This window comes from Actinoplanes sp. NPDC023936, assembly GCF_040639325.1.
GTDB lineage: Bacteria > Actinomycetota > Actinomycetes > Mycobacteriales > Micromonosporaceae > Actinoplanes.
This window is the reverse complement of record NZ_JBEZZR010000016.1, coordinates 51225-65827: the sequence shown is the minus strand read 5'-3', so window position 1 is coordinate 65827 and position 14603 is coordinate 51225. Positions and strand designations below refer to the sequence as shown.

Below are 14603 nucleotides of genomic sequence, written 5' to 3'. Positions count from 1 at the left end.
ACCCTCGTCAGTTGATCGGCGGGCCGAGGCGCAGGATGCGCCGGGCCCGCCGCCGGTCCAGCCACCGCGGCTCCGCGGGATCGTCCGGGTGCGTGGCCGACGCGAGATCGATGACGATGTGCGCCCAGAACCCGATCGCGCTCAGGATGTTGCGGAACCGGCCCGGCTCGGGCGCGCCCACCGGCAGCACCGTCTGCGCCCAGCGCCAGGCCACCCAGGCGATCTCGGGGTCGGGGTGGTGACGGCCGGCCTTCGCGAGAGCACGGACGTCCTTGCGCGTCTCGTCGGGCAGCCGCCACCAGCTCCGCAGCGTTTCGGTCATGGACGGAGATTGTTCCCTATCGGCAGCGCCACATGACGGCCTGGATGGTGTTCGTCGTGTCGTCCGACTGGCCGGCGATGATCCGGCCGTCGTCGCTCAGCGTCGAGGCGATCGTGGCGGTGCCGTCGGCCCGGTGTTTCGCCAGGCCCGGGAGGCGGATCGGCTTCTCGCCGGTGATCAGGACCGGGTACCCCTTGCGGTCGTTGCCGACCTGCCAGCCGTACGCGTTCACCGCGTCCGCCGGGTACTGCAACTCCCCCACCAGCTCCGATTCACCGGTACGCAGGTTCCACCGCACCGCGTGCACCGGAGCGCTGCCCCGGCTGTCCTTGAACGACTTCGTGCTCGCCATGCCGGTCACCCAGCCGTTGCGGATGTCGAACGCCTGCGCGATCGCCGCGGGCTTGCCGTCGATCTCCGGCATCGGCATCCGGCGATGCGTGCCGTCCGGCAGCCAGATGTACGGGATCGACAGGTCAAGACTCCCGACGACGGTCCCGTCCAGGTCGATGGCACGGGCCTGCACGGTCTTCGCGGAGGACGGCGCCGGCAGACGGGACGGTTTCGCACCCACCGACTCCCAGACCACCGCGTTGCCCTCGTCGTCGTCACCGACGATCCGGCCGGCGTCGTTGATCCCGAGCGCGGAGCCGCTCGCCGCCAGCTTGGTGATCTCGCCGTTCCGGTACGCGTACGGCACCGGCCCGTCCTCGGTGTAGCTCCAGCCGACGGCCGTGCCGGACGAGTTGACGTCGCGCAGCGCCTCCTCCAGGTCGCCGGGCAGCATCACCTTCGCGACAGTGCCGTCGTGCCAGAGCACCGCCTGGTAGCCGCCCGACTTCGGATAGATCCGCCCGGCGATCCACGCGCCGGTCGGGTCGGCCGCGGTGACCAGGGCCATCGGCGCCTTGTCCGGCACCGGGAGCCGGCTGATCGCGCACCGGGTCACGGTGGGCGCCGCCGCCACGCTCGGCTGCGGCGCGCTGGTCGCCAGAACGGGCGGCGGCGGGGCCGCGGTCGGCCGGGTCAGCGTGAAACCGGCGAGGGACGCCGCCACCGTCACCACGGCGGCGCCCGCCCCCGTGACGCCGCGCCGGACGCGCCGGGTGCGGCGGGCCGTCGCGATCGCCCGCCGGACGTCGACAGTGGACGGGGTGTCGGGCTCGTCATCGAGCGAACGCAGCAGTTCCGTCATCGTGGCACCTCGATTCGCGGTGGGAGCAGGCGGCGCAGCGTGGCCAGCCCGCGGGAGGTGTGGCTCTTGACGGTTCCGGCGGTGCAGCCCAGGATCCCGGCGACCTCGTCGACCGGCAGGTCGTAGAAGAAACGCAGCACGAGCACGGCCCGCTGCTGGCGCGGCACCCGGCGCAGCGCGGCCCGCAGGATCGTCCGGTCCTCGGCGCCGGTCTCCTCGACCGGCTCGGGTTCCGGCAGGTGCCGGAACAGCCGGACCTTGGACCAGGCGAGACGCTTCTCGTCGACGTACCCGCGGATCAGCATGGTCCGGACGTAGGCGTCCAGGTTGTCGGCGGCCCGCGCCCGCTGCCACTTCAGGTACAACGTCGTGATCGTCTGCTGGACCAGGTCGTCGGCGCGGTGCCCGTCGCCGGTCAGGACGTACGCCAGCCGCCGCAGCACGGGGACCCGTGCCGTGACGTACTCGACGTACTCCTCCTCCGCGCCATCGCGCATGCCCCGCGTCCTTCCCGTCGGTGTTCGTCACCCTTGAGACGGGACCGGACCCGGAACCGGTTGTCATCGATTTCCGGCGGGAACCTTCCGTGCCTGCGACCGGCGGTCCAGGGCGAAACTCGTGCCGGCGAGGGCCAGACCGGCCACCGCCAGGGCCACCCCGGTCCAGGCGGGCGCCAGGTAGCCGTACCCCCGGGCGATGACCAGACCGCCGAGCGCGGCACCCAGGCTGTTGGCCAGGTTCATCGCGCTCTGGTTGACGGCGGCGCCCATCAGCTGGGCCTCCGGAGCGACGGTGATGAGCCGCGCCTGCAGCGCCGGGCCGAGGAAGATGCACGTCGCGCCGGTCAGGAACGCGCCGGCGAAGAGGCCGATCGTGGTCGGCGCGAACACCGCGAAGAACACCGTCGACACGATCACCCCGGCGAAGCCGGCGGTCGTCGCGACAGGCAGGTTACGGTCGGCGAACGCGCCGCCGAGGAAGTTGCCGGCGGTCATGCCGAGGCCGAAGACGGCGAGCACCCACGGCACAGCGCTCTCCGGCAGCCCGGTCACCTCGGTCGTCACCGGAGCGATGTAGGTGTTCACCGCGAAGAACCCGGCGAACCCGACCGCCGCGGTCACCGCGACCAGCCACACCTGCGGTTTCTTCAGCGACCGCAGCTCGGCGGCCGGCGAGCCGCCCTCCTTCGCCGGCGCGTCCGGCACCGTCGCCGAGACCGCGAGCAGGGTGAGCAGGAAGACGACAGCGATCACCGAGTACGCGACCCGCCAGCCCGCCGACTGCCCCAGATGCGTGATCAGCGGAACCCCGACCACGTTCGAGATGGTCAGCCCGCCCAGCACGATCGAGTATCCGCGCGCCTCGTTGCCCGGCCCCATCAGGCTCGCCGCGAGCAGGCCCGCCGCACCGAAGTACGCGCCGTGCGGCAGCGCCGCGACGAACCGCGCCACCAGCACCAGCTCGAAGTTCGGCGCCACCGCCGACGCGAACGTGCCCGCCGCGAACAGCACCAGAAGAGCGAGGACCAGCCGCTTGCGCGGCATCCGGGCGGAGAGCGCGGCGATCAGCGGCGCGCCCGCGACAACCCCCAGCGCGTACGCGGTGATGATCCACCCGGCCTGAGCGACGGCGTCCGCGTTCGACCGCGCCCACGCCTCGGGCAGCAGCGCACGGGCCATGTCCGGCAGCAGTCCCATGGCCACGAACTCGGTCAGCCCGATCGCCACACCACCCAGCGAGAGCGCGATCAGTGCGGCCCGGCGTTGACGCCCAGTGAGGTGATCCACTCGCCGTACGCTAGCGGCCGCGTTCCCGGGGCCTCCCGCCCGAGTGGCCCAGCTCACCAGCCGGGCGGGCCGTCCTCGAGCGCACACCGGTCAAGATCGAACCAGGGCGCGCTCCGCAGCCGGTTGATCAGTGGCTTGGCCGGCTCGTAGTCCGGGTTGACATGCCTGCCGAGAACAACCGCCGCGACTGCCTCGGCCCCGCTTGACTTGAGCGCGAACGCCAAGGACTGAAGGCGGCCACCGGTGGTCCACGTGTCGTCGATCAGCAGGATCCGGCTCCCTTCCGGTACGACGCGAGGTAACAGGAACCGGTCGGCGCGAAAGCCGCGATCCTCCGCCGGATAGGCCGGATTCGCGATCGGCCTCAACGTAGGCAGCCCGACACGCTCGGCAACCATGCTTTCGAGCGGATGCGGCCCCGGCCTGGACCGGGTGGACGGCACCGTGACGATGTGAGTGAACGACCCGCCGACGGCACCCGTCAGACACTCCCAGTGGAACGCGATGAACATGACCGCAAGCGAGGAGAGGCTCCGCTTCGCCTGGGCGGACGGCGGTGTCGCCTTGTAGACGGCAAGGCTGTGGGCGTGCTGGGTGCGCTTGATCGCATAGGCGACTGGTGCGACAGCGTCGGCGAGATTCCCCTGTGCGGCATGACGATGCTGACCGCACGGGAAGCACACGGTGTATCCGGAGCCGGCAGTGCTCCGGCACACCGCACAGATTCCCGGGCCGGGTGCCAGCGGATTGCGAAGGTAGGTTCGCTGCCGCTCGACCGACTGAATCTCCTCAGTCTGAGCGGCCGCCCAATCCCTAAAGGTTGGCAAGGCGCGGCAGACCCTCGAGCGCGCTTTTCGCATCAGGGATCTGCCGGACCATCTCATCGACGGTGGCGATGAGATCGGCGGCGCTGCTCACGACCGCAACTCCAGGCCGTTTCGCGTAGTCGCGGGCCCAGTCGTGCACCAGCAGGGAGTCGGTCAGAACCACGGGACGGCCATGCTCCAGCGCAAGCCGTGCCTGGATGCGCGCTCCACTCTGATGGGCCGCCTCGATAACGACCGTCGCAGCGGCGTAACCACTCATGACCGCGTTTCGCATCGGGAAGGACTGTTTCGTGGGTCCCGCCTCCGGCCAGAACTGGCTGAGGACCAGGCCGTCCCGGACGATGCGCTGCTGCAGCTCGCGGTTGGGGGCCGGGTAGTAACGGTTGACACCGGTGCCGATCACGGCGACCGTCCGCCCACCGGCTCTCAGCGCCGCCGTGTGCGCCGCGGTGTCGATACCGGCCGCGAGGCCGGACACCACCGTTACGCCGGCCTCTGCCAGCGCTGACGCGACGGACTCGGCCGTGGCGAGCCCTCGGTCGGTGGGCTGCCGCGTCCCGACGACTGCCACCGCACGGTGGTCCTCCGCGAGGGAACCACGCGTGAAGACGATCGGAGGCATCTGCCAGATGTCCCTCAGACGCGCCGGGTAGGCGTCATCGAACAGCGTGTGCACGCCAATTCCGTCCGCTTGCCAGGACCGCACGCCGGCCGCTGCCGTTTCCAGGGCCGCGTCAACAGCGGTGAGATCGGGGAACAAAGTTCCCGTCCCGCCCAGGGTGCGGCTCAGCACGGCCAGGGCGCTACCGGCCGCCAAGACGTCCGCCGTTATCTCCGGCCATCGCGCGCCCGGCTGTTGAAGCAACGCGACGAGTGCCGCCACCTCCGACCTGTGGTCTTCCAGCATGCCGCCGATCATAGGAGCGAAGCGCGCGGATGGCAGCGCCGTGGGATCCATGGATACGCCTCCTTCGGATGAACCCCCGACATTCTCGTACACCCGTACGACAACTTCGTCGCGGGCATGCCGCTTCGCCAGCGGCAAACGCCGGGAACCGGACATCACGGGAGGCGGTTGCGCACCTTTCCGGTGATCGACTGTCGCCCGAACGGGCCTGGCGGGTCGTCCGCTCGTCTGGCAGCCTCGGTGGGCTCACGACTGCCCGAAGAGGTCACTCCATGCTCTTGAAGTACCGGAAGCGCCTCCTCGGCGCCCTGGTCGTCGCGCTCTGTGTCGCGCCGCTCGCTCTCGTGACCGGGAACGCCGCGGCCGCCGCTGCCCTACCGCCGCAACCGGGCACCTTCAAGGGCTACGGATTCGACGCCTGCACCGCGCCGTCGAGCGCCGCGATGAAAGCGTGGCTGACATCGCCGTACCGGGCGGTGGGCATCTATTTCGGCGGCAACAACCGGGGTTGCGCGCAACCCAATCTGACCGCTTCCTGGGTACGCGAGCAGATCGGTCGCGGGTGGCGGCTCATTCCGCTGTACGTGGGCCCGCAGGCCACCTGCACCACGACCACCAAGAAGAACCGCATCGACAACAAGAACGCCGAGAAGCAGGGCCGTTCAATCGCCGATGACGCGGTGGCGCAGGCGAAGGCGATCGGCCTGTCCCGGGAAAGCGTGCTCATCTACGACATGGAGGCGTACCGCACGAACGACGCCGCCTGCCGCAACGGTGTTCTCGCCTTCATGAAGGGCTGGACCGCCCGGCTGCACGACCACGGCTATTTCTCCGGTTTCTACAGCAGCGTCAGCTCCGGCGTGGCCGACCAGGTGGCCGCCTACAACAAGGCCGGATACGTCCGCCCGGACTACATGGACTTCGCCCGCTGGGATCAGGTGGTCACCACCGCCGACACGGTGATCCCGTCGTCGTACTGGACGCCGGGACGCCGGATGAAGCAGTACCGCGGCGACCACAAGGAGACCTGGGGCGGCGTCACCATCAACATCGACAACGACTATCTGGACTTCGCCCGGCTGCCGTCCGCGAAGTTCGGCGACTGGACGCGGAACGGCTGGCCGGACGTGCTGGCACGCACCCGGTCGAGCGGCAATCTGTTCAGTTACCCCGGCAACGGCTCGTACATCTCCGAGGCGAACCGCACCAAGATCGCCGGTGGTTTCGCCGGGATGAACGCCATTCTCCGGATGGACCTCAACCGGGACGGTCACTCCGACGTCGTCGCCCGCAGCAACGCCGGAGTCCTCCTCTTCTACCCCGGCACGAGCAACGGCCGATTGGGTACGCGCAAAGTCATCTTCAAGAAGTTCACCCACATGCGCGAGCTGACGGCCATCGGCGACTTCAACCGGGACGGATATCCCGACCTGCTCGCCACTCAGGTCAGCAACGGCGACGTCTATCTGTACCCCGGCAAGAAGGGGGCCACGTTCGGCGCCCGCAAAGCGATCGCGTACGGGAACTGGGCGGATCGCGGCGAGTTCACCGGGGTCGGCGACTACAACCGGGACGGGTACGCCGACCTGCTGGTCCGCGAGACCAGGACCGGCACGCTCTACCTCTATCCCGGCAAGGGCAACGGCTTCAAGGCCCGGGTCGGCATCGGCCGGATGAAGGGCTTCCGGGACATCACCGGCACCGGCGACTTCGACCGCGACGGATTCACCGACGTCATAGCGGTGCAGTCCTCGACGGGTCATCTGATGCTGTTCCGCGGCACCGGCAAGAACCTGCGCGCCGGTGTCCGCCTCGCCACCGGTTACCAGAACCGCACACCCCTCTTCTGAGCAGGAGCTGACCATGAATGAGATTGAGCTGATCAGCGACGGCGACGGGCTGGCGGTCATCGGCAACCGGGCGATGGTCGAGCGGTTCCTGGTCTCCGAGCGGCTGCCGGCGCCCAAGGACCTCGGGATGAACCGGCTCAGCTCGATCCTCGGAACCGGGGCCAAAGCCGCGAAAGCGGCGTCTGAGATCTCCGAGAAGTCCGGCCATTGGGTGAAGCTGAGCGAGCAGTCCGCCCAGGCGATCCAGAAGTACGGCCTGATGAAGGGCTCGCAGGACGGCCTGAGCCGCGCGGTGCTGACCGATTCCGGCAAGATCCATGGACTCCTGGAGATCGTGACGTCGTCGCCCGCGACGATGCTGGCCAACCCCGCGGTGCTGTCCGGCGCGGCGGGGTTGATGGCGCAGCTCGCGATGAAGCAGACCATGGAGGAGATCACCGAGTACCTCAAGGTGATCGACCAGAAGGTCGACGACGTGCTCCGCGCCCAGAAGGACGCGGTGCTGGCGGACATGATCGGCGTGGATCTCGTGATCGAAGAGGCCATGATCATCCGCGATCAGGTCGGCTGGGTCTCCGACGTCACCTGGTCCAAGGTGCAGGCCACCCCGGTGACGCTCACCCGGACCCAGGCGTACGCGCTCCGCCAGCTCGACGCGCTCGCGGTGAAACTGGAGCAGCAGTCCGGCATCAGCGACCTCGCCCGGACGTCCAAGCAGGCCGAGTCCACGATCATCGAGTGGCTCTCGGTCCTGGCCCGCTGCTTCCAGCTGCAGGACGGGATCGCCGTGCTGGAGCTCGATCGGGTGCTGAACACGACCCCGGAGGAGCTGGACCGGCACCGTCTCGCGCTGCGGACCGCCCGGCAGAACCGCCTGGAGCTCATCTCGCACAGCACCGGGCAGCTGCTCGCCCGCCTCGACGCGGCCGCCACCACGGCCAACGCGAAGGTGCTGCTCAACCCCGCCTCGTCCCGGTCCCTGGTGCACTCGCGCAACCACGTCACGAGCGCCGTCGTCGACTTCGACGGACGTCTCGGCATCGACCGTCTCCGGCGGTCGCTGCGGGCGCGAGCGTGGACGGACGCGGCCGCGGAGGTACGGGACCGAGCGCTCGAGACCGGCGCGGAGGGCGTCGACGTCGCCTGGAAGTTCGGCAAGGAGACCGGCGGCCGGGCCTTCTCGGCCATGGGCCGGCTCGGCGGCAGCCTCGCCGAGCGGGCGATGCGCCAGCTCGGGGACAACGAGAAGCGCTGAGTACCGGCGCCGCGCCGGGTGCAGCGGGTCCGGCGCCGCGCCGGGCGCAGCGCGGGGACATAGGCTCGGCGGGTGCGACTCGTGCTGATGTCCGACACCCATCTCCCGAAGCGGGCCCGGGACCTGCCCGAGCAGCTCTGGGCGGCGGTCGCCGAGGCTGATGTGGTGGTGCACGCCGGCGACTGGGTGGACGTGGCGCTGCTCGACCTGCTCGAAGCGCGGTCCGCCCGGCTGGTCGCCTGCTACGGCAACAACGACGGGCCGGCGCTGCGGGCCCGGCTGCCCGAGATCGCGCGCGCCGAGATCGGCGGGGTGCGGATGGCCGTCGTCCACGAGACCGGACCGGCGGCCGGGCGGGAGCGGCGCTGCGCGGACCGATTCCCGGACACCGACGTGCTGGTCTTCGGGCACTCGCACATCCCGTGGGACAGCGTCGCGCCGGGCGGGTTGCGGCTGCTCAACCCGGGTTCCCCGACCGACCGGCGGCGGCAGCCGTTCCACACGTACCTCACCGCTACCGCCGCGGGCGGCGAGTTGAGCGACGTCACGCTGCACCGGCTGGTCAGACCAGATGCAGGCGCCGGCCGGCCACGCTGATCCGGATCCGCTGGCCCCAGGACAGCTCCAGGGCGTCGGACTCCACGCCGTCGGCGAACGCGACCAGGCGTTCCGACTCGCTGGTCAGCTCCAGCTCGGCCCGGCCGGTCAGCGTACCGGCGACCAGCGACACCCCGGTCGCCGGTGACGGCCAGGCCTCCCGGACGAACCAGCACAGGGCCTCCTCGCCCGGCGCCGGCGCCGGCGGGGCGACGGCACGGTCCCGGGCGATCGAGGCGCACCAGCCGGTCGCTCCGGTGCCGGTGCCGGCGATCAGGCCGGAGGATGACTGGCGCTCCCGGGCGCCGGACGGGTCGGTGAGCACGTACCGCGCCGACTGATGGCCGGCGTGACCGACATAGATCTCGTTCAGCCCGGACAGCTCCTGGCCGTCGTCGAGCCGGGCCGTCACCATGGTGCGCTCCTGGCCGGACGGGCGGGCGCGCAGCAGTCCGGCCACCGCCGACGGCCGGTGGCGCACCAGCACGCCCGCGTTGCGGCCCGGCTCCGGGTCGACGCCGATCACCGGCTGGCCGTCCAGGTACTTCGCCACGTTCGCGACCAGGCCGTCCGGGCCCACCGCGATCACCACGTCCTCCGGCGCGAACAGGAATCGCGGCAGGTCGGCGCGTTCCACGTGGCCGCGCCGCCAGTCCGCGGGCACCGCCGCGCCGACCTCGGTCAGCGCGGACCGCAACGCCTCGTGCCGCTGGGTCACCTCGTCCAGATCGCGGCCGCGCTGGCGCAGGAAGAAGGCGGCGGCGCCGCGGGTGCCGTGCCGGGCGAGCAACTCGTCGAGCTCGCTGCGCCGCGACACGACCACCACGCGCGGGGGCAGGGTGCTCATCGTGGCCGCCGGACTCGGGCGCCGTTTTCCCGGTCGTGTTTCCGCGATCTCATCCGAGCCGCCCGACCAGCTTGCTGAGCAGGTCCGGGGTGACAGTGAGCTCGCCGATCGCGGGCACGTGGGCGGCCAGCTCCTTGAGGGCGAGCGCCTGCAGGACGGCCGGCGGCAGATCACGGTACGCGGCCAGGCGCGCGGTTTCGGCCTCCGCCTCGGCCAGTCCGACGGCTCGGGCTCCGGCGGCGCGGGCCTCGTCCCGTACCCTCGCTGCCTCGGCCTCGGAGGCCGACTCGCGCCGCATCCGCTCCGCCGCCGCGATGCTCGCGACCTCCTCCCGGTCCGCCGCGGACCGGGCCGCGACCAGCTTCGTCTCGGCGTCCAGCTCGGCCTCGCGCCGGGTGTTCGCGCCGTGCTGCTCGACCAGCTCCTGCTCACGCCGGGCCAGCTCGATCTTGCTCTGCAGCTCGTTCTCGGCGATCGACTGCTCCTGCTGCACGGCGTGCGCCCGGCGCGCGTAGGTGGCCCGGTCGGCGTCCTGCTGCACCTGCTCGCGGGTCGGCGTCTGCAGGGCCCGTTCCAGATCGGGCTCCGGGCGGATCGCCACCACCCGGGCACTGACCACCGACACGCCGGTCTCGGTGAGCCGCGGGTCGGCCGCGAGGGCGTCCGCGACCGACTGCCGGATCCGGGCGACGCCGGTGGTCAGAGCCTCGGCCAGCGGCAGCCGGGCCAGCAGGTCGAGGGCCGGTTGCTGGGCCAGCTCGGCGAGCAGCCCCGCCACCTGGTCCAGGGGCTGACCCCGCCAGATTCCCTTGTACGGGTCGATGGAGAAGTCCAGCCGTGCCGCGGCGGCGGCCGGGTCGCTCACCCGGTAGGTCACCGTCGCCTGGACTGTCACGTCGGCGAAGTCCTCGGTCCGCGCGTGGAACAGCAGCGGCAGCTCCCGGTCGTCCACCGGAACCTCGGAGAGCGCGGCGGTCAGCGGCCGGTACCAGAACGACAGCCCGGTGCCGGCCCGTTTCGCGGTGCCCCGGACGGTGTGACTGACCCAGGTGGTCGGCGCCGCCCGGAGGTGCCGCAGGTGCAGTCGGCGTGTCACGTCAGCCATGTCTGTTGCCTTTCCTCGTTCTCGTCAATCTGACGATAATCATGCACGCTATTATCGTCAACATGACGCTTAATATGGCGGCCATCACAGTTGATCTCGTACTGCTGACCATCCGGCAGGGCGCGCTGCAGGTGTTGCTGATCCGCCGGGGCATACCGCCGTACCAGGGAAGATGGGCTCTTCCCGGCGGGTTCGTGCTGGACGGCGAGGACCTGGACGCGGCCGCCGTGCGGGAGCTGCGGGAGGAGACCGGGCTCGACCCGCAGGCCGGTCATCTGGAGCAACTCGCCACATACGGGACGCCGGGGCGGGATCCGCGCGGCCGGGTCGTGACCGTCGCGTACCTCGCGCTGCTGCCCGACCTGCCCGCGCCGACCGCCGGCAGCGACGCGTCCGGGGCGGAGTGGCGGCCGTGCGACGTTCGGGACCTAGCCTTCGACCACGACCGGATCCTCGCGGACGGGCTGGAACGGGCCCGGGCGAAGCTGGAGTACACGCCGCTGGCGACAGCGTTCTGCCCGCCGGAGTTCACGGTGGCTCAGTTGCGGGCGGTCTACGAGACCGTGTGGCAGACGACGCTCGATCCCCGCAACTTCCATCGCAAGGTCACGTCGGCGGAGGGTTTCGTGGAGCCGACCGGGAACACCGTGATCCGGGATCGGGGGCGGCCGGCTCAGCTGTATCGGCGGGGGCCGGCGGCGTTGCTGCACCCCCCGCTGCTGCGCCCGTCCCGCTGACCGCCGGCCGAGCCGTAGCTCAGGCAGGCAAACGGGCCCGGAGCCTGCGCCAGCTACGGCTCACACACGCCAGCCGTAGCCCAGACAGGCAAAACGGCTCCGGAACCTGCGCCGGCTACGGCTCGCGAACCCGAGCCGTAGCCCAGACAGGCAACACGGGCCGGGAACCTGCGCCAGCTACGGCTCCCACACGCCCCACCCACGCCAGCCGTAGCACAAGCAGGCAAAACGGTACCTTCAATCGGGGAGTGAGAAGATCACGCAGGTCCCGCCGCCGGGGTTTTCCTCGACCCGGATGGTGCCGCCGTGGCGGTCGACGATGCGCAGGCAGCTCGACAGGCCGATGCCGTGGCCGCCGGCGGGGGTGTCGTCGAGGCGGGTGAACATGTCGAAGACGCGGCGGCGCTGGTCAGGTGGGATGCCTATGCCGTTGTCGGCGACCGTTATCGACCAGGCTTCGGGTGTGCGGGCGGCGGTCACCGTGACGCGGCAGGGGCGGGCCGGATCGCGGTATTTGATCGCGTTGGCGATCAAGTTCTGCAGGAGCTGGCGGGCCAGCACCGGGTCGCAGGAGACCTCGGGCAGCGGGGCCGGGACGGTGACCTCGGCCGATGCCTCCTCGACGGCTGACTGGAGGTCGGCCAGGACGTCCTCGGTGATCCGGCCCAGATCGGCCGGGACGCGGTGGATCGGGGCGCTGCCGGCTTGGGCGTATTGAAGCAGGGAACCGATCAGGTCGCGCATCCGGTTCACCGCCCGGCAGCAGGCGTCCACCCAGGCACGGTGGTCGCCGGTCACCTCGTCCCCGAGGAGTTCCAGGTAACCGCGGACCGCGGAGAGCGGCGCCACCAGGTCGTGGCTGACCGCGCCGGCGAAGTTCGTCAGCTCGGCGTTGGAGCGGCGCAGCTCCTCGTTCGCGGCGGCGAGCTCGCGCCGGGCCGCCTCGATCGCGCGCTGCTGGGCGCGGTCGCTCGTCACGTCGGTCATCGCGACGACCGCGCCCATCGGGGTGCCGTCCGGGGAGACCAGCGCGCGGCCGCTCACCGTGACGTGCATCGGGTCGGCGGCGGGGCGCTTGATGATCAGTTCGGCGTTCTCGACGGTGCCCTCGCGCAGGGCGCGCAGCAGCGGGATCTGCGCGGGTGGCAGCGGGGTGACGCCGTCGGTGGCGTAGAGCTGGTAGCGGCTGGCGAACTCGCGCGGGTCCAGCGTCGGGTCGGCGTCGCGGCCGTGCCATTCGCGGGCGGCCCGGTTGAAGACGGTGAGCCGGCCGGACTGGTCCGCGGCGACCACCGCCACGTCGATCGTCTCCAGCAGCGTGTCGGTCCACCGCTGCCGGGCCTCGGCGACCACGGCCAGCTCCCGGTTGGTCCGGGCCTGCCGGCGGCGTTCGAAGAGGGCGAGGACCACGCTCGCCAGATCCCGCAGACGGGCGGTCTGGACGGCGTCGAGCGTGCCCGGCTGATCGTGGAAGACGCAGAGCGAGCCCAGCGCGTAGCCGTCCGGTGTGACGATCGGCGCCGAGCCGTAGAGCCGGACGCCGCCGTGGACGCCGGTCACCCACGGGTTGCTCCGGTAGATCGGGTCCCGGCTGGCGTCCGGGGTGTACATGAACTCGCCGGCCTCGAACCGGATCGCGCACATCGACTCCGAACGCGGCGAGTCCGCGCCGCGGAAGCCGACGGTGGTGAGCTGGCACTGCCGGTGGTCGTCGATCAGGTTCAGAGTCGCGGTCGGCACCCTCGCGATCGCCGCGGCGACCCGGACCACCGCCTCCAGCTCGTCGTCGGCGGGTGCGTCGAGCAGGTGGTACTCGTGCAACGCCGCCAGCCGCCGCTGCTCGCGTTCCACGTCCACCCCTGACCTATCGGCAGTCCTGCGGCGGATCTGACCGGGCCGCGCCGAGCAGGGACCGGATCAGGTCCCGCATCTCCTCGACGGCCCGGCTCGCGGCCGCCACGTGTCCGGCCGCCGGTCCGGTCACCTCGTCGGCGAGCAGTTCCAGGTAGCCGCCGACCGCGGCGAGCGGAGCGACCAGGTCGTGGCTGACCCCGGCGGCGAAGTTCGTCAGGTCGGTGTTCGAGCGCCGCAACTCGGCGTTGGCGGTGGCGAGCCGGGACCGGGCCTCCTCGACGAGCCGTTTGCGGGCCGCCTCGGCGGTGACGTCGTGCAGCGCCACCACCGCGCCGCTGATCGACCCGTCGGGAGCGTGCAGGGCACGGGCGTTCGCCCGGACCCGGACGGTTCCGTTCCTGGTCCCCCGCAGGATCATCTCCTTGCCGATGACCGGGCCACCGCCGGTGAGTGCCACGATCAGCGGCGTCTCGTCGTCGGCCACCGGGGTACAGCCGTCCGGTTCGTAGATCTGATAGCGCTCGGCGACGCCGACCGGGGCCGCGTTCAGATCCACATCCGGGTCGTGACTGTCCCGGGCCGCCCGGTTGAAGAGGGTCGACCGGTACTCGGTGTCGAGCGCGATCACCGCCACGTTGATGCCGTCGAGCAGCGCCTCCGCCCACTGTTTGCGGGCTTCGGTGGCGGCCGCGAACTCGGCGGTCAGCCGGGTCTGCCGGCGTCCCTCGAAGAATGCGACGATCACCCCGGCGAGGTCCCGCAGCCGGGCCATCTGCTCGGCGGTGAGCTCGTGCGGCTCGGTGTCGAAGACGCAGAGGGTCCCGAGGACGAACCCCTCCGGCGTGATCAGCGGCGCGTTCGCGTAGAGCCGGACCAGCCCCAGCTCACCGGTCACCCACGGGTTGTCCCGGTAGTCCGGGTCGAGGCGGGCGTCCGGCAGATGCACCGGGCGGCCGGTGTGCAGCCGGACCCCGCACATCGAGTCGCGCCGGTCGCAGTCACGGCCGCGGAAACCGACGGTGACGAGCTGGACCTGGCGGTGCTCGTCGATCAGGTTGAGGGCGGCGGCAGGCACGCCGGCCACGGCCGCGGCGACCCGCACCACGGCCCGCAACTCCTCGTGCGGCGGGGTGTCCAGCAGCCTGTACTCGTGCAGCCCGGCGAGCCGGCTCGTCTCCCGCTCCACCCCGTTCATCCGTCCAGTATCGGCACTTTCTCAGTAGCCTGCGTCGCTCCGCGCAAAGCCGGCGGATCCGGGGGTGACCGCTTCCCGGGGCGACCTTCTCCGGGTGGCTGCTCGGGTGTTCCTAGGGATGGTTC

General features: G+C 71.2%; 14 protein-coding genes. 4 read left to right on the top strand and 10 right to left on the bottom strand.

Annotated features, from left to right (window positions below; genetic code table 11):
* Positions 1 to 7: 7 nt before the first annotated feature.
* From AB0F72_RS21685 to AB0F72_RS21660, 6 genes are all read right to left on the bottom strand, one after another.
* Positions 8 to 322 (bottom strand): hypothetical protein, encoded by a 315-nt coding sequence (locus AB0F72_RS21685; protein ID WP_360434110.1) that lies wholly within the window; start codon positions 320 to 322, stop codon positions 8 to 10.
* A 16-nt stretch (positions 323 to 338) separates the two neighbouring features.
* Entirely contained in the window at positions 339 to 1517 is a 1179-nt protein-coding gene (locus AB0F72_RS21680) for a hypothetical protein (RefSeq protein WP_360434107.1), read from the bottom strand.
* Positions 1514 to 2014 (bottom strand): SigE family RNA polymerase sigma factor, encoded by a 501-nt coding sequence (locus AB0F72_RS21675; protein ID WP_360434104.1) that lies wholly within the window; start codon positions 2012 to 2014, stop codon positions 1514 to 1516. The genes AB0F72_RS21680 and AB0F72_RS21675 overlap by 4 nt, the downstream gene beginning before the upstream one ends.
* A gap of 63 nt (positions 2015 to 2077) precedes the next feature.
* Entirely contained in the window at positions 2078 to 3304 is a 1227-nt protein-coding gene (locus tag AB0F72_RS21670) for an MFS transporter (RefSeq protein WP_360434102.1), read from the bottom strand.
* Positions 3305 to 3357: 53 nt separating this feature from the next.
* Positions 3358 to 3987: a phosphoribosyltransferase gene (locus tag AB0F72_RS21665; protein ID WP_360434099.1), complete on the bottom strand. Its 630-nt coding sequence runs from the start codon at positions 3985 to 3987 to the stop codon at positions 3358 to 3360.
* Between the two features lie 130 nt (positions 3988 to 4117).
* Entirely contained in the window at positions 4118 to 5089 is a 972-nt protein-coding gene (locus tag AB0F72_RS21660) for a DNA-processing protein DprA (protein ID WP_360434096.1), read from the bottom strand.
* 221 nt (positions 5090 to 5310) lie between these two features.
* On the opposite strand from AB0F72_RS21660, the gene AB0F72_RS21655 reads away from it, so the two are divergent.
* From AB0F72_RS21655 to AB0F72_RS21645, 3 genes are all read left to right on the top strand, one after another.
* Positions 5311 to 6888, top strand: coding sequence for a glycoside hydrolase domain-containing protein (locus AB0F72_RS21655; protein WP_360434093.1), 1578 nt, complete (start codon positions 5311 to 5313; stop codon positions 6886 to 6888).
* A gap of 13 nt (positions 6889 to 6901) precedes the next feature.
* Positions 6902 to 8143, top strand: a complete 1242-nt coding sequence (locus AB0F72_RS21650; protein WP_360434090.1) for a hypothetical protein — start codon at positions 6902 to 6904, stop codon at positions 8141 to 8143.
* Between the two features lie 72 nt (positions 8144 to 8215).
* Positions 8216 to 8740 carry a YfcE family phosphodiesterase gene (locus AB0F72_RS21645; protein WP_360434087.1) on the top strand — a complete coding sequence of 175 codons (525 nt, stop codon included), beginning with the start codon at positions 8216 to 8218 and terminating at the stop codon, positions 8738 to 8740.
* Here the strand turns inward: AB0F72_RS21645 and AB0F72_RS21640 are convergent.
* Together AB0F72_RS21640 and AB0F72_RS21635 are read right to left on the bottom strand one after the other, a co-directional pair.
* Entirely contained in the window at positions 8706 to 9587 is an 882-nt protein-coding gene (locus tag AB0F72_RS21640) for a hypothetical protein (protein ID WP_360434084.1), read from the bottom strand. The two genes, AB0F72_RS21645 and AB0F72_RS21640, sit on opposite strands and share 35 nt — an antisense overlap.
* A gap of 49 nt (positions 9588 to 9636) precedes the next feature.
* The gene (locus AB0F72_RS21635; protein ID WP_360434081.1) at positions 9637 to 10692 is read right to left on the bottom strand and encodes an SPFH domain-containing protein; all 1056 of its coding nucleotides are present in this window, start codon (positions 10690 to 10692) and stop codon (positions 9637 to 9639) included.
* Positions 10693 to 10754: 62 nt separating this feature from the next.
* Between AB0F72_RS21635 and AB0F72_RS21630 the strand changes: the two genes are divergently transcribed.
* The gene (locus AB0F72_RS21630; protein WP_360434078.1) at positions 10755 to 11429 is read left to right on the top strand and encodes an NUDIX domain-containing protein; all 675 of its coding nucleotides are present in this window, start codon (positions 10755 to 10757) and stop codon (positions 11427 to 11429) included.
* 237 nt (positions 11430 to 11666) lie between these two features.
* Here the strand turns inward: AB0F72_RS21630 and AB0F72_RS21625 are convergent, their stop codons facing one another.
* Positions 11667 to 13280 carry an ATP-binding protein gene (locus AB0F72_RS21625; protein ID WP_360434075.1) on the bottom strand — a complete coding sequence of 538 codons (1614 nt, stop codon included), beginning with the start codon at positions 13278 to 13280 and terminating at the stop codon, positions 11667 to 11669.
* Between the two features lie 13 nt (positions 13281 to 13293).
* Positions 13294 to 14478: a GAF domain-containing protein gene (locus tag AB0F72_RS21620; RefSeq protein WP_360434072.1), complete on the bottom strand. Its 1185-nt coding sequence runs from the start codon at positions 14476 to 14478 to the stop codon at positions 13294 to 13296.
* Positions 14479 to 14603: the final 125 nt, after the last annotated feature.